At 68.3% G+C, this 16,711-nt stretch carries 16 protein-coding genes and 1 tRNA gene; 10 read left to right on the top strand and 7 right to left on the bottom strand.

Going from position 1 to position 16,711, the window contains the following annotated elements:
* Positions 1 to 46 precede the first annotated feature (46 nt).
* Positions 47 to 1,654, bottom strand: coding sequence for a DUF255 domain-containing protein (locus ACQUQR_RS13880; protein WP_435197101.1), 1,608 nt, complete (start codon positions 1,652 to 1,654; stop codon positions 47 to 49).
* A gap of 972 nt (positions 1,655 to 2,626) precedes the next feature.
* On the opposite strand from ACQUQR_RS13880, the gene ACQUQR_RS13875 reads away from it, so the two are divergent.
* The 3 genes from ACQUQR_RS13875 to ACQUQR_RS13865 all read left to right on the top strand — a co-directional run bounded on the left by ACQUQR_RS13875 (position 2,627) and on the right by ACQUQR_RS13865 (position 3,906).
* Positions 2,627 to 3,196: an FxsA family protein gene (locus tag ACQUQR_RS13875; RefSeq protein ID WP_435197100.1), complete on the top strand. Its 570-nt coding sequence runs from the start codon at positions 2,627 to 2,629 to the stop codon at positions 3,194 to 3,196.
* Positions 3,197 to 3,411: 215 nt separating this feature from the next.
* Positions 3,412 to 3,486 (top strand) — tRNA-Ile (locus ACQUQR_RS13870).
* A gap of 135 nt (positions 3,487 to 3,621) precedes the next feature.
* Complete coding sequence (locus tag ACQUQR_RS13865) at positions 3,622 to 3,906, top strand: winged helix-turn-helix transcriptional regulator (protein ID WP_435197099.1); 285 nt, start codon at positions 3,622 to 3,624, stop codon at positions 3,904 to 3,906.
* On the opposite strand, the gene ACQUQR_RS13860 is transcribed toward ACQUQR_RS13865, so the two are convergent.
* Complete coding sequence (locus tag ACQUQR_RS13860) at positions 3,903 to 5,066, bottom strand: GNAT family N-acetyltransferase (protein ID WP_435197098.1); 1,164 nt, start codon at positions 5,064 to 5,066, stop codon at positions 3,903 to 3,905. The two genes, ACQUQR_RS13865 and ACQUQR_RS13860, sit on opposite strands and share 4 nt — an antisense overlap.
* A 100-nt stretch (positions 5,067 to 5,166) precedes the next feature.
* Here ACQUQR_RS13860 and ACQUQR_RS13855 point away from each other — a divergent pair, with 100 nt between their 5' ends.
* The gene (locus ACQUQR_RS13855) at positions 5,167 to 5,412 is read left to right on the top strand and encodes a hypothetical protein (protein ID WP_435197097.1); all 246 of its coding nucleotides are present in this window, start codon (positions 5,167 to 5,169) and stop codon (positions 5,410 to 5,412) included.
* Between the two features lie 29 nt (positions 5,413 to 5,441).
* Positions 5,442 to 5,699 carry a hypothetical protein gene (locus ACQUQR_RS13850; protein WP_435197096.1) on the top strand — a complete coding sequence of 86 codons (258 nt, stop codon included), beginning with the start codon at positions 5,442 to 5,444 and terminating at the stop codon, positions 5,697 to 5,699.
* Between the two features lie 618 nt (positions 5,700 to 6,317).
* On the opposite strand, the gene ahbB is transcribed toward ACQUQR_RS13850, so the two are convergent.
* Positions 6,318 to 7,415 (bottom strand): siroheme decarboxylase subunit beta, encoded by a 1,098-nt coding sequence (gene ahbB / locus ACQUQR_RS13845; RefSeq protein WP_435197095.1) that lies wholly within the window; start codon positions 7,413 to 7,415, stop codon positions 6,318 to 6,320.
* 97 nt (positions 7,416 to 7,512) lie between these two features.
* Here ahbB and ACQUQR_RS13840 point away from each other — a divergent pair, with 97 nt between their 5' ends.
* Both ACQUQR_RS13840 and ACQUQR_RS13835 read left to right on the top strand, forming a co-directional pair.
* Entirely contained in the window at positions 7,513 to 8,373 is an 861-nt protein-coding gene (locus tag ACQUQR_RS13840) for an SDR family oxidoreductase (RefSeq protein ID WP_435197094.1), read from the top strand.
* A 60-nt stretch (positions 8,374 to 8,433) separates the two neighbouring features.
* On the top strand, positions 8,434 to 9,525 hold the full coding sequence (locus ACQUQR_RS13835; protein ID WP_435197093.1) for an anthranilate phosphoribosyltransferase: 1,092 nt from the start codon (positions 8,434 to 8,436) through the stop codon (positions 9,523 to 9,525).
* Between the two features lie 26 nt (positions 9,526 to 9,551).
* Here ACQUQR_RS13835 and ACQUQR_RS13830 read toward each other — a convergent pair whose 3' ends face one another.
* Positions 9,552 to 11,885 carry a hypothetical protein gene (locus ACQUQR_RS13830; protein ID WP_435197092.1) on the bottom strand — a complete coding sequence of 778 codons (2,334 nt, stop codon included), beginning with the start codon at positions 11,883 to 11,885 and terminating at the stop codon, positions 9,552 to 9,554.
* An 89-nt stretch (positions 11,886 to 11,974) separates the two neighbouring features.
* On the opposite strand from ACQUQR_RS13830, the gene ACQUQR_RS13825 reads away from it, so the two are divergent.
* Together ACQUQR_RS13825 and ACQUQR_RS13820 are read left to right on the top strand one after the other, a co-directional pair.
* Positions 11,975 to 12,538: a dolichol kinase gene (locus tag ACQUQR_RS13825; RefSeq protein WP_435197091.1), complete on the top strand. Its 564-nt coding sequence runs from the start codon at positions 11,975 to 11,977 to the stop codon at positions 12,536 to 12,538.
* Between the two features lie 43 nt (positions 12,539 to 12,581).
* Positions 12,582 to 13,154, top strand: coding sequence for a peptidylprolyl isomerase (locus tag ACQUQR_RS13820; protein ID WP_435197090.1), 573 nt, complete (start codon positions 12,582 to 12,584; stop codon positions 13,152 to 13,154).
* 1 nt (position 13,155) lies between these two features.
* Here the strand turns inward: ACQUQR_RS13820 and ACQUQR_RS13815 are convergent, their stop codons facing one another.
* Entirely contained in the window at positions 13,156 to 14,151 is a 996-nt protein-coding gene (locus tag ACQUQR_RS13815) for an MBL fold metallo-hydrolase (RefSeq protein ID WP_435197089.1), read from the bottom strand.
* A gap of 79 nt (positions 14,152 to 14,230) precedes the next feature.
* Between ACQUQR_RS13815 and ACQUQR_RS13810 the strand changes: the two genes are divergently transcribed.
* Positions 14,231 to 14,509 (top strand): ubiquitin-like small modifier protein 1, encoded by a 279-nt coding sequence (locus tag ACQUQR_RS13810; protein ID WP_435197088.1) that lies wholly within the window; start codon positions 14,231 to 14,233, stop codon positions 14,507 to 14,509.
* Positions 14,510 to 14,518: 9 nt separating this feature from the next.
* Here the strand turns inward: ACQUQR_RS13810 and ACQUQR_RS13805 are convergent, their stop codons facing one another.
* Both ACQUQR_RS13805 and gatD read right to left on the bottom strand, forming a co-directional pair.
* Positions 14,519 to 15,403: a GNAT family N-acetyltransferase gene (locus ACQUQR_RS13805; protein WP_435197087.1), complete on the bottom strand. Its 885-nt coding sequence runs from the start codon at positions 15,401 to 15,403 to the stop codon at positions 14,519 to 14,521.
* A complete protein-coding gene (gatD, locus tag ACQUQR_RS13800) occupies positions 15,400 to 16,647 on the bottom strand; it encodes a Glu-tRNA(Gln) amidotransferase subunit GatD (protein WP_435197086.1) in 1,248 nt (415 codons plus the stop codon). The genes ACQUQR_RS13805 and gatD overlap by 4 nt, the downstream gene beginning before the upstream one ends.
* Between the last annotated feature and the right edge of the window lie 64 nt (positions 16,648 to 16,711).

Raw genomic sequence — 16,711 nt, 5'->3', positions numbered from 1 at the left:
GCCCCGGGGGAGAAAAACACATCGCCCGTTTACCGGTTCGGGAAGTTTATTTCAGGGAGGGGTCGTCGGCCGCCGCGCGGGACATGAGCTCGTCGGGGGTTTCTGCCGGGCTCCCCCGTTCGCCGCCGCGGACGACGACGGCGTCGTCGCGCTCGCCCGGCACGACGACCTTCTCGTGGTCGGCGACGCGCCACGCGGCGCGGTGGAGGTCCGTTTCGGCGGGGGGCGTCTCGATGACGAGCGGGCGGTAGTGCGCGCGGGCACAGGCCGCCCCGTAGCTCGCCACCTCCGCGCTCATGCGGTCGGCCGCGCCCGCGAACGTCGAGAGGGCCTCGCACGCGAGGTCGTGGTACTCATCCTCTCCGGTGAGCGCCGCGAGGTCGATGAGCGCATCCGCGAGTTCGACCGTCGTTTCCAGCGGGCGGAGGGGCCGGTCCAGCATCCCCGGTCCTTCTCGCGGGCCATCGAGGAACGAGTCCTCCCAGAGTGCGTCGATGGCGTGGTCCGCCACCTCGACGGCCGGGTCGAGATACCCCCCGACGGCCTGCTCCGCGGTCGTGAGACCCGTCAGCAGGCGCGCACTGTCGACGAGGAGGTCCGTCTCGCCGCCCTCGCAGTGGGTGATCTCGCCCCCGTCGACCAGCTCGTCGAGCGTGTGGTCGAGCGCGCGCTCGGCGTAGCGGGTGGCCCGCTCGTCGTCGCTGTACGCGCCGTAACGGAACAGCGCGTCCACGGCCAGTCCGTTTCGGTCCGCGTAGAGCCGGTCGTCGATGACCGGCTCGTCCGCCGCCTCCCGCTCGGTGGGTTCGAGGGTGTAGTAGTCGCCCCCGGCCTGGCTCCCGGCGAACGCGTCGCCCGTCCACAGGTCCGTCGTCAGGTACTCGATCGCCCCCTCCGCAGTGTCGCGGTAGGAGTCCTCACCCGTGTAGAGATACCCCGTCGCGAACGCGCGGAGGAGCGCCGCGTTCTCGTCGAGCAGCTTCTCGCGGTGGAGCTCCGACCAGTCCCGGTTGACGGCGTAGCGGTAGAACCCGCCGTCGTAGGTGTCCACCAGGTGTGCGGCGACGGCTTCGAGCGTTCGCAGTGCTCGGTCGCGGTCCCGCTTGGCCGCGAACTCGATGGTCCGGGGGAGCGGGAACTTCGCGCCGTCACCCCACCCGCCGAACTCCTCGTCGAACGACGCCGCGACCTGTTCGACGAAGTGCGCCTCGATGTCCGCGGTGAGCTCCCCGCGCGGGGGCTCGGGGTCACGGAGCGCGCGCGGCACGCGCCCGGCCTGGACCCCCTTCGCGTCCCACGTTCCTCTGACGGTATCGAGCGCCTGCCGCATCATATCGAGGCTCATGAACCCCGCGCCCGTGATGATCTCCCCCTTCGGCGTGAGGAACACGGTGGAGGGGAACCCACCCATGTTGTACCGTTCGCGCACCCGCGGGTGCTGGTCCACGTCGGCTCTGATGGGGACGAACCCGTCCCCGATGTTCGCCGCGATCTGGGGCGTCGAGTAGGTGGTTCGGTCCATCTCGTGACAGGCCTCACACCACGACGCGGACAGCGAGAGGAGGACCGGCTGCTGTTTCCGGCTCGCGATCTCGAACGGCTCCGGCCCCCACTCGTGCCACTCGACCAGCGATTCCGCGGCGTACTCGTCCATGATTTGAGGTACGGTTGCGTGTGGTTAGGGGTTTGCACTTTGGTCTGTTTTTCTGCTTCCGGTGCGTGTCTGGGTTTGGGTTGGTCCGTGCTTTCGGTGTCGTGGACACCTGGGAAGCCCTCGCTTGGTTCGGTCGTGGGACCGCAAACACCTGCAAAGCCCTCACAGTCTGCAGTCGCCTGCGTCGCTGTCGTCCGAAAATCGAAGATTTTCGTGATGACGAGAGAGCGGAGCTCTCTCGAACCACGCTCCTCGCTCCGCTGCGGTGCTTGCTGACGCACGCTCCCGCACACTGCTCGCCCGCTGTGAGACTCGCTCGGCTCGTCTCACATGCTCTCGCTCACTTCGTCGCCGGCGCGTAGCGCCGGCTTCCAGCGGGACCTTCGATCCCGCCCGGTTCACGAGACCTTTGTAAGTCCGCCAGGACAGCAACAGCACCGCAACCGCACCGCACCAGCCCTTTTCCGTGGGACTCGTTCCACTCGTCCCACGACGTTCGCCTCACTGTCGTTCGGCTCACCCCCGAAGTCGCGCTCGCGCTCACGACTGTTCGCGCTACGCGCGACCGGCCACACGGCTGTGTGTGCGTGCCCGTGAGCGAACGCGAACGGGTCGCACCACAAGGGAAAGGTAGGGCTGCGGTGCTGTGCGGGTCGGTTCCTGGTGGACTCGGGAAGGGCGAGTCCGCTCGTCGTGGCTGGCGACGCAAGCACCGCAGGAGTGAGCGAAGCGAACGACGAGGAGCACAGCGAGACAGGCGCGACGAGCGGGCGAGGGCTTCCCAGGTGTTTGCGGCCCCACGACCGAACCAAGCGAGGGCTTCCCAAGTGTTTGCGGCCCCACGACCGAACCAAGCGAGGGCTTCCCAGGTGTTCACGACACCGAGAACGACGCCCCACCAAACACGAAAGCCGAATCAAGACGACCATCGTACTCACAAAGCGTATACGACCGTAGCCCTCACACAGCATCATGGACCTGCGGGTCATCGGCGTGCTGTTGTTAATCCCTCTGCTCGACGTGATGCTGCTGGTCGTGCTGTCGGGGTACATCGGCTTCGCCCCGACGGTGCTCATCGTCGTCCTGACCGCGCTACTGGGGATGCTCCTCGTGCGCGCGGAGGGGCGCCACACGCTCGGGAAGATACAGCGGAAGCTCGCGCAGGGAGAGCCACCGACGAACGAGCTGGTCGACGGGGGCTTTCTCCTCGTTGCCGGGGCGCTGTTTCTCACCCCCGGTATCGTGACGGACGCCATCGCCCTGCTGTTCGCGCTCCCCCCCACCAGACTCGTCTTCCGGAAGCTCGCGAAGACGTACGTCATCACGCCCTACGTGGACGCGAAGACGGGCGGATTCGCCTCCGGCAACGTCTACATCGGCGGGTTTCCCGGCGATAGAGCGGGCGACGGAAGCGGCCCCGGTGGCTTCCCCGGTGCGGACGCGGGGGGAAGCGACCCCGGCCCGGACGACGACTTCGACGGCGAGACCATCGACGTGGAGGGCACGCGCGTGGACGACCGGAGCGACAACACCTCTGATTAGTCCTCTATAGCGCTCCGGTGTGCTCTTAGCGAGCCTTAACCCCCAGCCGTGTTCCGCACCTAGTGTCGGTCCTAGCCAGAGACCGTCGTTCACATCCACATCTCCTTTTCGACCCGGAAAACCGCCCGACTGCGGCGCGTGTGAACAGCGTGCGTCCCCCTGCCGAAACGAAACCGTTAAACAACCAACCGCAGTACGATGAAACGCGCTGACCTGGGCCAATAGCTCAGCCAGGTATGAGCGCTCGGCTGATAACCGGGAGGTCCGCGGTTCAAATCCGCGTTGGCCCACTATCGCGGTCAACGGTACGCCTCCCCAGCCACCTAACTTCTGCCGGTCGTCACCCTCCGAGCGACGGTTCTCACTCGCGTGACGTGTTACTGGTCCGGTAGTGTTTTCACCGCCCCACGGGTACGACCCACCGAATGATCGAGCGCTTGGAACGGCAACTGGGCAAGGAGAAGCGTGACCTGCAGATCCTCGATGCGGTCATCCGCGAGCACCCGATCGGGATCGTCAAGCTCGCACAGGAGACGGACGTCCCCCAGCACAAGGTCCGGTACTCGCTGCGCATGCTGGAGAACGACGGCCTCATCGAGGCGACGCCGCAGGGGGCTATCCCCACCGACGACATCGCCAGCGACGTCGAGACGATCAACCGCGGGATCGACGACCTCATCGCCCGGCTGCACGAGCTGGAGTCGCTCTAGAACCCTTCTCGCAGGTACGGCCCCGTCCCGGGGAACAGCGCGCCGAGGGTTTTCACGGTCGCCGGGTCGGCATCGAGTTCGTCAGCGTCCGCGAGCGTCGCGGCTTCGCGGTGGCCGACGACGAGCTGTGAGAACGCGCCGAGTTCGAGCGTCGCGTCCGGTGGCTCCGCCGTGGGCTCACAGGTGGCGTGCCCGTCGGCCACGACGAGCGAGTAGGTGTCCTCGCGGTCGAACAGCGGGTCCGAGAGTGTCACCGTCACGGAGCCGTCCGCCGCGTAGTCGATGGCGTCCAGGGTGCGCGGCACGTCTTCCAGCCGAACCATGGGGCCGGGCTTCACCTCGCAGGTGAGCTCCCGCGGGTCCTCGACGCGCGCGAGGAGGTCGAACTCCCGGGCCGTGGTGAACCGGACCTGCGCGACCTGTGAGTCGTGGTTCGCGAGGAAGCCCAGGAGCTGCCCGACGTACCCCTCCGTGGCCGCGTGCGTCCGCACCTGCAGGGTCCGTTCCTCGTCGCCGAGCACGCTGTAGGAGAGGTACGCGCGTGGCTCGCCATCCTCCTCGTAGACGTAGACGTAGGGGTCCTCGCGCCAGCCACGGAAGACGCGCTCGCGCCACCAGTCCTCGGTGTGGGAGACGCCGAGTGCCGTGTCGGCGACGGCCCGTTCGTGGACCGCATCGAGCAGCGCCCAGTCGTCGGCCTCGACCCGGCGGAACGCCCCGGAACCGTCGCTCGCGGCCGCGTGCAGGGCCGCGGGCGGGGCCGTCCACTCCACGTAGGTGCTACACTGCGCCCACCCGTACTTCCGATAGAAGGGGTACTCGAACGGCCAGAGCGCGGAGATGGGGTGGGTGTCCCGCGTCGCGTCGACGAGCTGCCGGAGCATCTCGGCGACGTACCCCTGCCGGCGGTGTTCGGGGGGTGTCGCCACCGTGGAGATGCCCGACACGTCGAACCGCACTCCCCGGAGCTGGGTGTCGAAGGTGTAGTACGAACAGACCGAGACGGGGGCCTCGTCGGCACCGTAGAGCCCGAACTCCTCGATGGGCGGGTCCATCGACTCCTGCCAGTCGTCCGGAAGGTCGGGCCCGTCCTGGGGGCGGAAGGCGTAGCGGATGTAGCGGACGAACAGCTCGTCGTCCGAAAGCGGGCGGAGCTCCATGCCGAGGGCAGCACGCGGGGGGACAAAACCGCGTCGGCAGTGTGACAGCCCCCTCACGCCAGACCGAACGATTCAGGCGGCTCGACTCCCAACGCCCTCTATGTCCCGTCTCCAGCGGCTGCCCGGCTGGGCCGTCGGTATGACCATCCTCGCCGGGGGCGTCGTCTCCGCCGGCATCCTCGATTTCCTGCTGTCACAGCTCGGCTACGGCGGCCTCGGCGCGTTCGTCTGGGCAATCGGCTACGGCGGCGCCGTGTTCGCCGTCTGGCTCATCTGGTTTCGCGATCTCGAGCTCGCGCCGGACCACGGCGTCACCGAGACGGACGACGGCGAACGGAACCATTAAGGCCGAATCACCGCCAACTTCGAACAACGATGTTCGCGCTACCGCTTCAGGTCATTGACAACTTCATCCTGAACTACAACACGGGGCAGGCCATCCTCTTCCTGTTCATCCTCTCGACCCTCGCGGCGCTCCCCCTCAAGTCGCAGAAGGTGCTGGGGCTGAACACGGTCGTCTTCGGCCTGCTGTTCATCCTGACCCCCGACTCGCTGGAGCCGATCCACTTCAAGTTCCTCGGGATCGCACTGGTCTTCATCGGCCCGATGCTCGTCGTGACGGCGAAGCGGTAGGCTTCGAATTTCGTTCTTTCTCGTGTTCTCACGTCCGTTCAAGTTTGCCTGCTAGCGTCAGTTCCGCAGCGGCAGTCGCAGGAAACGGGTCCGCCAACATCACCTCGAAAGCCCCGACGCGCTCGGCGGCTGCGTTCCGCGAGACTCCCGCTGGTCGTCTCGCGTTGTCTCGTTCGCAGACCGCGCGCGAGGCCGGCGAAGCCGGCCTCGGCAAGTCGCGGCGTTCACGAGAACAGCGTTCTCGTGCGCTCACGAGACGCGGCGCGTCTCGTGAACGGCTCCGCCGCCGCGCAGTCGCCCCCTTTCAGTCCCACCCCGCGGTAGCTTCCGGACTTTCGAACCCCAACGGCTGACCCACCAGCCGACCCGCGATGGCCTGTTCCACAATCAATCCGGTGGGACTGAAAGGGGCCCGGCGCTCGCGCCGGAGGGGAGTCACCTGCGCGGGCCCTATCCGCGAAGCGGATATCCCGCGCAGTGACCGCGAGCGTCCGGGGGGCTTTCTACGTGTTGTTGACGGCCCCGGTAGCCCAATACCCGTTGTTGACGGCCGTCGCTGTCCTACAACAGATCGGGGCTTTCGAGGCGTTCTCACCGGCAGCGAAGAATCAAAAACGACTACTCACCGACCAGCTGCTCGTACTGCGCGCCCGTCTGTTTCAGCGTCTCCGTCGAATACAGCCGTTCGTGGGGGAACGGCAGGTACTCGGCGGCGAGTTCGTCGATCTTCTCGTCCACTGCCTCCTGCTCGCGCCCGTGGACCATCGTGAAGAGGTTGTACTCCCAGCCCTGTTCGGGGCGACGGGGGCGGTGATAACAGAGGGTGACGTACGGGAGGCTCCCGACGACCTCCCCCCGCGAATCCAGCTCCTCGTCGGGGACGTTCCAGACGACCATGCAGTTGTTCGTGAACCCCGTGACGACGTGGTTCACGACGCAGCCGATGCGCTTGATACAGCCGTTTTCGAGGAGGGTTTCGATGGCTGCGAGCACCTCCTCCGTGTCGGCCCCGATGGCCGCGGCCACGTCGGTGTAGGGGGTGAGCGTGAGCGGGAAGCCGTCCTGAATCTCGAGGAGGAGCCGGCGGTCGAGGTCGGTGAGGTCGGCCGTGGCGTCCTCCGAAATCCGAGTGGCAGAGACCGTCGTCTCGGCCAGCGACTCGCGCGACTCGCGGGCATCGCCCGCTCGTCCATCCGGAGACGCGCCTCCCGGTTGCGTCTCCCTGGCGAACCGGTCGTCGTTGACGACGGGGAACTCCAGATCGATGTAGTAGTCCGTCAGCATCGGGAGATTGAGGACCGCACAGCCGGTGCGCTCCTCGATCTCTTTCAAGATGCGGTCGCGCGTCTCGCGTGAGCCGGCGGTGACGACGAACCACATGTTCCAGTCGTGGGCGCGCCGATAGTTGTGGTTCACCTGCCGATACGAATTGATGACCTCAGCGACCTCCGCGAAGCGGTCCTCGGGGGCCTGCACGGCCGCGAGCGTCGAGGAGCCGATGACGGGTGGGTTGAGCACGGCACCGAACCGGCGGAAGACGCCGCGCTCGCGCAGGCGCTCGACGCGAGAGAGGACGTCCGCCTCGGTGGTGTCCAGCGCCTCGGCGAGGACGGCGAACGGGCGTTCGACGACGGGGAAGCCGCTCTGGTACTCGTCGATGAGCCGCGCGTCCACCTCATCGAGGCCGGCCCGCCAGTCGTCGTCCAGCGAACTCATTGGCCCTTCTAGGGAGGGGCGGGTTTACTCGCTGTCGGTCCCGGACAGCCGCACGAATCGAGCACACCGTTATTCCGTGGGCGGTCGAAGGCAACCCATGACCGAGACGCGGGAGTCGATGGCTGGGACCACCATCCTGCTCACGGGCGGGACGAGCGGCATCGGGCGCGCGGCGGCCGTCCAGCTGGGCGAACGGGGCGCGACAGTGCTCGTGACCGGGCGCGACGGCGAACGCGGGGGCGAGACGGTCCGAGAGATCGAGCGCGCCGGGGGGGAGGGCGCGTTCCTCGCGGCCGACTTCGCCGACTTCGACCAGGTGCGCGAGCTCGCGGCCCGCGTCCGCGACCGGACGGACGCCCTCGACGTCCTCTGTCACAACGCCGGCGTCTGGATGGGCGAGCGGGAGCTCACGGCGGGGGTCGAGTACACCTTCGCCGTGAACCACCTCGCGCCCTATCTGCTCACCCACGAACTCGTCGACCAGCTCGCGCCCGACGCCAGGGTCGTCACCGTCTCCTCCGAACTCCACCGCCGCGGGCGCATCAACTTCGCCGACCTGACGCTCGGGGACGGCTACTCCGGGGTGACGGCCTACGCACAGTCGAAGCTCGCGAACGTGCTGTTCGCCCGCGAGCTGGCCCGGCGCCTGCCCGAGGGGCAGACCGCGAACGCCGTCCACCCGGGGGTGATCCCGGGATCACGGCTCACCCGCCACTCCTCGACCATCTCCCGCCTGCTGTTCGGCTCCCTCCGACTGGTGCCGGGGCTCACGACGACCGAGGAGGGCGGGGCCGACCCCCTCGTCCACCTCGCCGCCTCGCCGGCGGTCGCGGGGACGACGGGCGCGTACTTCGACCGGAAACGGGAGGCGACCCCTTCGCAGGCCGCGCGCGACGACGAGACCGCCCGGAAGCTCTGGCAGGTGTCGGCCGAGCTCGTCGGCGTCGAAGCCGACTGACCCTGACCCATCGACGACCGGAACGGGACGATTTTTGACGCGCGCGCTCTCACATCAGGTATGAGCGAATTCGGCGAGTGGCCGCTGAAGCGCCTGATGACCGAAGTCGTCGGGACCGGCCACAAATCGGCGGAAGATATGACCCGCGAGCAGGCGACGGAGGCGATGGAGCGCATCCTCGCCGGCGAGCCTGACCACACCACGCTTGGCGCCTTCTGGCTGGCGAACCGCTGGAAACGCAACACCCCCGAGGAACTCGGCGCCTACGTCGACGTCATCGCCGAGGACGTGGCGGTGGCCCAGCCCGACGCCGACCCCGTCGACTGCGGCGCGAACTACGACGGGAAAGGAAGAACAGCGATCCTCGGTGTCGGTGCGGGGCTCGTCGCGGCCGCGGCCGGCACGCCGGTCGTCGCCCACTCCGGGGACCGCGTCCCGACGCAGAAACAGGACGCCTACAAGCACGTCCTCGACGAGCTGGGCGTCGAGACGGACCTCGCGCCCGAGGAGTCCGCGGCCATGACCGACGAGGTCGGCTTCGGCTTCTACTACCAGCCGAACTTCGCGCCGAAGCTTTCGGGGTTAGAGGACCGCCGCGACCAGATGGGCGTCCGCACCTTCGTCAACACCATCGAGACGCTCGCCAACCCGGCGGGAGCCTCGGTCCACCTCGGGAGCTTCTATCACCTCCCGTACGCCATCCGCATCATCGACACCTTCCAGGCGTCCGAATCGCAGGCGATGGACCGCGTCGTCATGTTCCAGGGGATGGAAGGATACGACGACATCCGTCCCGGCTCCACGACCGTCGCCGTCTGGAACCGCGGGGCCGACCGGACGGACGAGCCCGGTCGGGACGAGGCGGCCGACGGGGTGGAGGACTTCACCATCAAGACGTCCGAGTACGGGATGGACTTCGAGGAGGCCGACCTCGGCGTCGACGACGTGGCCGCCGATTCGGCGACCATCACCGAGGAGGTCCTGACCGGCGAGCGCGACGACCAGTTCGCCGACGCCATCGCCCTCAACGCCGCGTTCCGCATCTTCGCCCGCGAGGACTGTGCGGACCTCGACGAGGGGCTGGAGATGGCCCGCGAGGCCATCGAGAATGGCGAGGCGGCCGCGACGCTCGAATCGCTTCAGGCGTTCTAACCGCGAATCGCCTCAGCAACTCACCGTCAGCGAATCGCCCTCTCCGCTTTTTCGCGGGCGTGTTCCGCTCGCCCGATGAGCAGGTCCGCGACCGCGGGCGAGAATCGCTCCTCCTCGCCCGAGCGCAGGAACTCGATGAGCGACGTGAGCCGTTCGATGACCGTTTCGAGCTGTTCGTTCGCCTGTTTCTCGTCGCCTGCGGCGGCGAACTCCGCGGCCCGTTCTGCGGCCTTCCGCGTGGAGTCGAACTTCGCGGCAACGCTCTCACGCGCTTGCAACGAGAAGCGTTCGAGGCTGTTGTCCGAGTCGTCCGAACGGCTCGGTGTGGGGGTGGGCGTCCGGCGTGGCTCTTGGGTCGGGGTCGGTGTCGAGGTCTGCGTTGGTGTCGGTGTCGGCGTGGGCGTCGGGGTAGCGGTAGGGGTCGGCGTCGGCGTTGGAGTGGGGGTCGGGGAGGGCGTCGCCGTCTCCCCGTCTTCCTCGTCCTCCCCTTCGAACTTTCGGGCCAGTCGTGCCGACTCACGGAGATAGGGGACGAGATAGCCCGCGAGCGAGGCCTGTCCGGTCTCCACTGTCAGCGTGACCTCGTCGTCGTCCCCCGGTTCGACGCGGTATGCCCCCGTCTCCCCGTTCTCGTCCTCGATTTCGAGGGTGTACTTCCCGTCGCGGTGGACATAGACAGCGAACGGGCCGTCCGTCGCGGGCTTCGCGTCGTAGAGCGCCCCGGCGAAATCGTCGGTGAGCCGGGCACGGGCGATGCGCGTACTCCCGGGGTCGGCCGCCACCTTCACGGCGTCCTCGTTGTGGACGAGCCCGACGTTCCCCTCGACGCCCGCCTGCACTGGGGTGTCCCCGACCTCGAACCGCTCCGAGCGGGGGGCGAACCCCGGACCGTTGACGGTGAGCCGGTGTTCCTGCGGCTCCACGTCGACGAAGCCGAAGACCCCCTGCGCGCTCGCGACGGCCGCGGGCTCGGGGCTCTCGAGGAGACAGACGACCTCACTCGTGGGACTGGTGAACGAGACGGTCGCCTGCTCCCGAATCGCGGGGTCGGAGCCGTCGGCTCCCCGGAGGGTCCCCGAGACGCCGCTCGCGAGCGTCTCAACCGCGCCGACGACCGCACCCCCGAGTCCCCCGCCCGTCTCGAGGTCGTAGCGCTCTGCGAGCGCCGCCCGGTGGCTCGAATCCGTCACGTCCGCGAGCGGGTCCTCGAACCGCGACTGGGTCCACGGCGTCCCCGCCGTCGTGATGTGGCTCGCGAACTGGTCCTCCACGAACCCCGGGATGGCGAACTCGAAGCTCAGCTGCGGGCCGACGAACGCGTCGATATCGGAGACCGCCTCGATGGGTTCGAGTGCGTAGCCCACGTCCCCCGCCCGAGCGCTCCCCTCGTAGGTCCACGTCGCGCCGTGCTCTCGTTTGGGGATCGAACTCGGCGGGCGGGCGAGGTCCGCGAAGTTCCGGACCGTCACCTCGCGGTCGACGAACGCCTCCGGCCCCACGGTCACGTCCGGGTGGTCGTAGAGGGGGACCCCGTCGAGTTCCGGCAGGACGAACGGGAGCCGACCCCCCTCGTCGCGTGGGAGGCCGTACGCCAGCGGGAAGTCGCCGATGCGGTTCGCGATGGCGGCAAAGCGGTTCGTGATGTCCGCGGTCACCTCGCCTAACGCCGTGCGCTGGAACGTCGTCGCCTCCTCGTTGACGGCCGTCGCGGAGGAGTGTGACCCCACCTCCGAGAGCACCCCCACGGTGTCGCCGTCACCCGGGTCCAGATACTCGTTGTTCGGCACCTTCCGGGAGTGGGACGACGCCGAGAGGAGCATCGGCGTGCGCGTTCTGGTATCGACGAACACCTGCAACAGCTCCCAGTCGTGCCAGTGGAAGTTCACCGTGAACTGGTCGAACGCGTAGTAGAACCAGTACTGGACGACGGAGAGCTCGGGCGTGACCTCCACCACGTTGTAGAAGGCGATGGGGTTGGGCGGCTCCCCCGTTTCGAGGTACTCGCTGGAGTAGTCGTTCAGCGCGCGGAAGCCGTCACAGACGCGCTCGCCGTCGCGCTCGACCACGTAGGGACGCGGGTCGGTCGGGAACCACTTCTCCAGCCGGCCGAAGTGGAGGTCCGGCGCGAACTGCGCGACCAGCTCCGCCTCCGTGGTGGGCGTGGCCGCCGTAGGTGAGGGCGTTTCGGTGCCCGGCCCCGGTGCGGGCCCCTCGTCGTCCACCAGCGACCCGCCGATGACGCCCGCGGCACCCAGCCCCGCGACGGCAGCCCCCACCTTCAACAGCGTGCGACGGGAGGGACCCGCCTCGTCCGTCGCGTCTCCCCCCGCGTCCGGGGACTCCACAGGCTCGTCGCTCATACCCCCCTTTCGACGCCGGGACAATAATCCGTTGTGGCGGAGCCAGCAGTCACAAGTCCTTCGCCGTGGAGAGCCAAATATGAGGACCGATGAGTGAACTCGGCCGCCGCGCCGTCCACGCCACCGGCTCGCTGCTACCGCTCGCGTACGTCGCCGGCGTCGCCACGTGGCCGCAGGTCCGGCTCGTGGCCGTCGCCGGCACCCTGCTCGCGCTCGCCCTGGAGGCCCTGCGGCTGCTCGCGGGGTTCGACCACGCGCTCTACGACCGGCTCACCCGGGAGTACGAACGGGACAACCTCGCGGGCTACGCGCTGTACGCCATCTCCGGAACCACCGTCATGCTGCTCACCGAGCCCACGGTTGGCGTCCCCGCCATCCTGATGCTCTCGCTCGGTGACCCCGTGAGCGGCCTGCTCTCGACGGGCGAACTTCGGACCGTGAAACGCCCGCGCGTCCTCCTCGGCATGTTCGCCACCTGCCTCCTGCTCGCCGTCCCGTTCGTCGCTCTCCCCGCCGCAGCGCTCGGGGCGCTCGGGGCCACCCTCGCGGACGGCGTGAAGCTCTCCGTTCGCGGGTACATCATCGACGACAACCTCACCATCCCGCCGTTCGCGGCCACGGGGCTGCTCGTCGGGCTGCAGCTCGTCGCGTGAGGTGAACGCCACCCTTTTGCGTCGGACGAGCGGAGAGAGACCCATGGCTGAGAACCACGAGGTGTCCAATCCGGACAACCCGACCGTCACGCTGCAGACGAACCACGGCGACATCACCATCGAGCTGTTCGCCGACCGCGCGCCGCGCACCGTCGAGAACTTCCTCGGGCTGGCCCGCTTCGACCCCAACGCGGACGCCGAGCCCGCGCCCGACACGAACACCTGGGAGGACCCCGAGACCGGCGAGACGCGGGGCGACTCGCTGTACAAGGGCGCCGTCTTCCACCGCATCATCGACGGCTTCATGATCCAGGGTGGGGACCCGCAGGGGACCGGCCGCGGCGGCCCCGGCTACCAGTTCGACGACGAGTTCCATCCCGAGCTCACCCACGACAGCGCGGGCATTCTCTCGATGGCGAACGCCGGCCCGAACACGAACGGCTCGCAGTTCTTCATCACGCTGGACGCGACGCCGCACCTCGACAACAAACACGCCGTCTTCGGCCACGTCATCGACGGGATGGACGTCGTCGAGGAGATCGGTAAGGTCCCCACGGGCCGCAACGACGCCCCGCGCGACGATGTCGTCATCGAGGACATCGACATCGACGAGTGAGCTACCGGCCGTAGTCCACCCGCACCGCCCGGAACGCCGCGGCACAGTGGCTCGGGGCGAACGCCGCGACCCCGCCCAGTCTGTCCTCCCACGCGGGGACTACGCGCCCCACGGCGTTCTCGGTCACCGCATCGAAGTAGGCCCCCGTGCTCGCCCAGCGGTCCGCGGGGTTGACCCCCTCGGTCGCCTCCGCGAAGGAGACCTCGCGGGCGGCCGCACGCACGGCGTCGAACACGTCCCCGACGTACTGTTTCTGGACCCGCACGTCCTCTCGCGTTCCCAGTCGGGTGAGATGCCCGCCGACGAAGGTGTCGAACTCGTAGGCGAGGATGTGGTCGTGGGCGTCCACGAACCCCGGGACGTACGCGGCAAAGCCCTGGAACGGTACCCACCCCGGATAGACGATGTCGATGACGACGAGCGCCCGCTGTCCCTCGAAGTAGGTGTAGGTCGTGTCGTCGGAGTGGCTCTGCCCCCGATACGAGAGCTGGATGGTGTGTCCGCCGATCTCCAGCTCCTCCTCCTCGTCCCACGTCTCGTCGGGGACCGGTCGGTTCGGGTCGTCGTAGCGGTCGAGCAGGGCCGCCGTCCGCTCGTTGCCGATGTAGGTCGCGCCCGCGAACGCCGCGGCGTTGCCGACGTGGTCGTTGTGCGCGTGGCTGTAGATGAAATGCGTCACCGGTCGGTCGGTCACCTCCGCGATACCCTGCTGGATCTTGTCTCCGAGACTCGGCGGGGCGTCGAGGAGCACCACCCCCTCGTCGGTGTCGAGGAAGACGACCTGATACGTCCCGTCCATGATGACGTGGAGCCGCGGGCCGATCTGGTCGACGAGATACCCCGTCTCCGGGATGGCGGGCCCCTGTGCGTTCCCCGGGATCGGGTCGAACTCCCGTTGAACGCCCGCGCCGGAACACCCCGCGAGGAGGGCCGTCGCGCCGACGCCGGCCGCCGTCAGGTACGTTCGCCGGTCGATGGTGTGGCAGTCGTCGCACATACTCCATCTTGGTGTTCAGTGGCCATGCCGCCCGCGGGCAGGAAAACCCCTATACGGGGCGGATGCGGAAGGATAGCTAATGAAGTGGCGACTGTTTGCCAACCTCGCTGAGACGGCCGGGACGAAGGAAGTGGAGGTCGACGTGGGGGGTGGCGACACCTTCCGCGACGCCTTCGACGCGCTGCTCGATGCCCACCCCGAACTCCGCGAGGAGGTCCTCGACGAGGAGGGGAACATCCAGGAGCACATCCGCGTCCTGCGCAACGACCACAACCCGTTCGTGCAGGACGAGGGGTTCGAGACGAGACTGGACGAGGGCGACGAGCTGGCGCTGTTCCCGCCGGTGAGCGGGGGGTAAGACGAGAGCTCAGGAGTCGCTCGCGGAGAGGTCCTTTTCCAGGACGAAATCGGGCTCCTCGCTGATGCCACCGCAGGCGTAGGCGGCGTCGCTGACGTACCCCGGCGTCTCCGGGATCAGGACGCGCGTCTCGTCCGCGCCGATATCGGCCGCGTCGCGCGCGACCGCGGCGAGCAGCGAGCGCGCACCCTCGAGGGAGTCCCACGCGCCGATCCCGTACTCGGCGTTGAGGATGTCATCGGAGTAGGAGACGGTGCGGACCCGGAACGCCGCGGCGTGGGTCCCGTCGTCGTCCTGTACCGTGACCACCGCGGGCGCGTCGTGCAGCCGCTCGCGGGTGAGCTCCGAGAGCGCGTACGTCTCCTCGGGGTCGAGCGCGAGGCCCTTGAGGTGCGAGAACCCGTCGTCTCGTTTGAGAAACGACCACGCGGCGTCGGGGTCGTTCGTGACCGGGAGGGGCGACTCCGCGTCCGCGTCCGGCTCGGGGGTCGCCCACCGGAACTCCGTGGCCGGTTCGAACCCCACCGAGCGGGACTGGCCCAATCCAGGAGTGTTCCACGAGAACACCATGTTCCGGCAGACCGAGGCCCCCCGCTCGCGTGCCCAGTCGAACAGCGCATACGTCAGCTGGGGGGAGACGCCCTTCCCTCGATAGTCGGGGTTGACGCGCATCCCCTGAGCCCACGCCTCGTGCTCGGAGAGGAGGACGCCCTGACAGATGCCGGCGAGTTCCTCGCCCGCGTCGAGGACGAACGTCCTTTGAGTGGGACCGTCGCTCTCGACCCACGACTCGAACACGCGGGGGATGTAGTCGCCGCCCTGCTCGGGCCACGTGTTCTCGGTGAACGCGACCACGTCGTCGGAGTCGTCGAGGGTGGCCTGTCGGACCCTCATTCCCACGGGACGGAGCGTTCCTGGATCTCGCCGGCGAGGTTCCTCCGCATCGCCTCACGAGGGTCGTCGGCGTTGGCGAGCACCCACATCAGTTTCACCATCGCCGTGCCGGGGAGAATGTCCTCACCCTCCACGACACCGGCGTCCAGCAGGTCGCGGCCGGTGTCGTAGACGCGGTCGCAGACCCGCCCCTCCAGACACTGGCTCGTCATCACGACGGTCATCCCGTCGTCAACGTAGGACTCGAGGGTGGGGATGAGGTCCGTGTGGACGTGGCCGAGGCCGGTGCCCTCGATGACGAGTCCCGCATTGTCGGAGAGCACGTCGAGCATCCCCTCGTGCATCCCCGGCGCGAACTTCAGGAGGTCCACGTCCTCCTCGAGGTCGGGGGCGATGTCGAGCTCGTGCTCGCCGCGGCTCGTGTACTCGCGACGGAACGTGACCGTCTCGGTGTCGTAGTCCACTTCGCCGAGCGGCTTCGCGCCCACCGTCTCGAAGGCGTCGCGCCGGGAGGTGTGGCCTTTTCTCACTCTGGTCCCCCGGTGGAGGGCACAGACGTCGTCGCTCTCGGAGGCGTGCATGCAGACGAGCACCTCCGCGCAGTCGCTTTTCGCCGCCTCGACGGCGCAGACGGCGTTCATCACGTTGTCCGAGGAGGGCCGGTCCGCGGAGCGCTGGCTGCCAGTGAAGACCACCGGGACGGGCAGGTCGAGCATGAAGGCCATCGCGCTGGCCGTGTACTGCATCGTGTCCGTCCCGTGCATGACGACGACGCCGTCCGCGCCGTTCTCGATCTCCTCGTGGACCGCGTGGGCGAGGTCCTGCCAGATGGGGACCTCCATGTTTTCGGAGAGGATGTTGGCGACGACCCGGCCGCGGTAGTTCGCCCGGCCCGCGAGGTCGGGGACGGCGCGGAGCACGTCCTCGGCATCGAACTGGGCCGTCACCGCGCCGGTGCGGTAGTCGACGGTCGAGGCGATGGTCCCCCCCGTGGAGATGAGCGAGATGGTGGGCAGCTCCTCGTCGAACTCGATCTCGGAGGTCTCGCCGGTCTCCCCCTGTGCGCTCTCGACGTCGTAGACGTCCGACTCCAGTACGTCCACGTCGGCGCTCTCGCGCTCGATGCCGACGTTGTAGCCGCCGTCGAGCTTGACGACGAGATGCGTGGCCGACGTGGAGGGCATCAGGACGCCCTCGTAGGTCGTCCCGTCGCGTGCGACGCGGACTCGGTCCCCTGCGTTCATGCTCACGACTGGTCCGGGAACGGACTTGAATCCACTCGTTCCGGGCGAAAGGCCGATAGGTGAC

Origin of the sequence: Natronomonas sp. EA1 (assembly GCF_051195035.1) — an archaeon.
In the GTDB taxonomy this organism is placed as follows: domain Archaea; phylum Halobacteriota; class Halobacteria; order Halobacteriales; family Haloarculaceae; genus JBNTJV01.
The sequence above is the reverse complement of the archived record's forward strand: the minus strand, read 5'-3'. Positions and strand labels throughout refer to the sequence as shown.

What these genes read in the sequence shown, in the direction of transcription:
- ACQUQR_RS13880 (WP_435197101.1), bottom strand. Translation starts at nt 1,654, where the DNA reads ATGGACGAGTACGCCGCGGAATCGCTGGTCGAGTGGCACGAGTGGGGG.
- ACQUQR_RS13875 (WP_435197100.1), top strand. Translation starts at nt 2,627, where the DNA reads ATGGACCTGCGGGTCATCGGCGTGCTGTTGTTAATCCCTCTGCTCGAC.
- ACQUQR_RS13865 (WP_435197099.1), top strand. Translation starts at nt 3,622, where the DNA reads ATGATCGAGCGCTTGGAACGGCAACTGGGCAAGGAGAAGCGTGACCTG.
- ACQUQR_RS13860 (WP_435197098.1), bottom strand. Translation starts at nt 5,066, where the DNA reads ATGGAGCTCCGCCCGCTTTCGGACGACGAGCTGTTCGTCCGCTACATC.
- ACQUQR_RS13855 (WP_435197097.1), top strand. Translation starts at nt 5,167, where the DNA reads ATGTCCCGTCTCCAGCGGCTGCCCGGCTGGGCCGTCGGTATGACCATC.
- ACQUQR_RS13850 (WP_435197096.1), top strand. Translation starts at nt 5,442, where the DNA reads ATGTTCGCGCTACCGCTTCAGGTCATTGACAACTTCATCCTGAACTAC.
- ahbB (WP_435197095.1), bottom strand. Translation starts at nt 7,415, where the DNA reads ATGAGTTCGCTGGACGACGACTGGCGGGCCGGCCTCGATGAGGTGGAC.
- ACQUQR_RS13840 (WP_435197094.1), top strand. Translation starts at nt 7,513, where the DNA reads ATGACCGAGACGCGGGAGTCGATGGCTGGGACCACCATCCTGCTCACG.
- ACQUQR_RS13835 (WP_435197093.1), top strand. Translation starts at nt 8,434, where the DNA reads ATGAGCGAATTCGGCGAGTGGCCGCTGAAGCGCCTGATGACCGAAGTC.
- ACQUQR_RS13830 (WP_435197092.1), bottom strand. Translation starts at nt 11,885, where the DNA reads ATGAGCGACGAGCCTGTGGAGTCCCCGGACGCGGGGGGAGACGCGACG.
- ACQUQR_RS13825 (WP_435197091.1), top strand. Translation starts at nt 11,975, where the DNA reads ATGAGTGAACTCGGCCGCCGCGCCGTCCACGCCACCGGCTCGCTGCTA.
- ACQUQR_RS13820 (WP_435197090.1), top strand. Translation starts at nt 12,582, where the DNA reads ATGGCTGAGAACCACGAGGTGTCCAATCCGGACAACCCGACCGTCACG.
- ACQUQR_RS13815 (WP_435197089.1), bottom strand. Translation starts at nt 14,151, where the DNA reads ATGTGCGACGACTGCCACACCATCGACCGGCGAACGTACCTGACGGCG.
- ACQUQR_RS13810 (WP_435197088.1), top strand. Translation starts at nt 14,231, where the DNA reads ATGAAGTGGCGACTGTTTGCCAACCTCGCTGAGACGGCCGGGACGAAG.
- ACQUQR_RS13805 (WP_435197087.1), bottom strand. Translation starts at nt 15,403, where the DNA reads ATGAGGGTCCGACAGGCCACCCTCGACGACTCCGACGACGTGGTCGCG.
- gatD (WP_435197086.1), bottom strand. Translation starts at nt 16,647, where the DNA reads ATGAACGCAGGGGACCGAGTCCGCGTCGCACGCGACGGGACGACCTAC.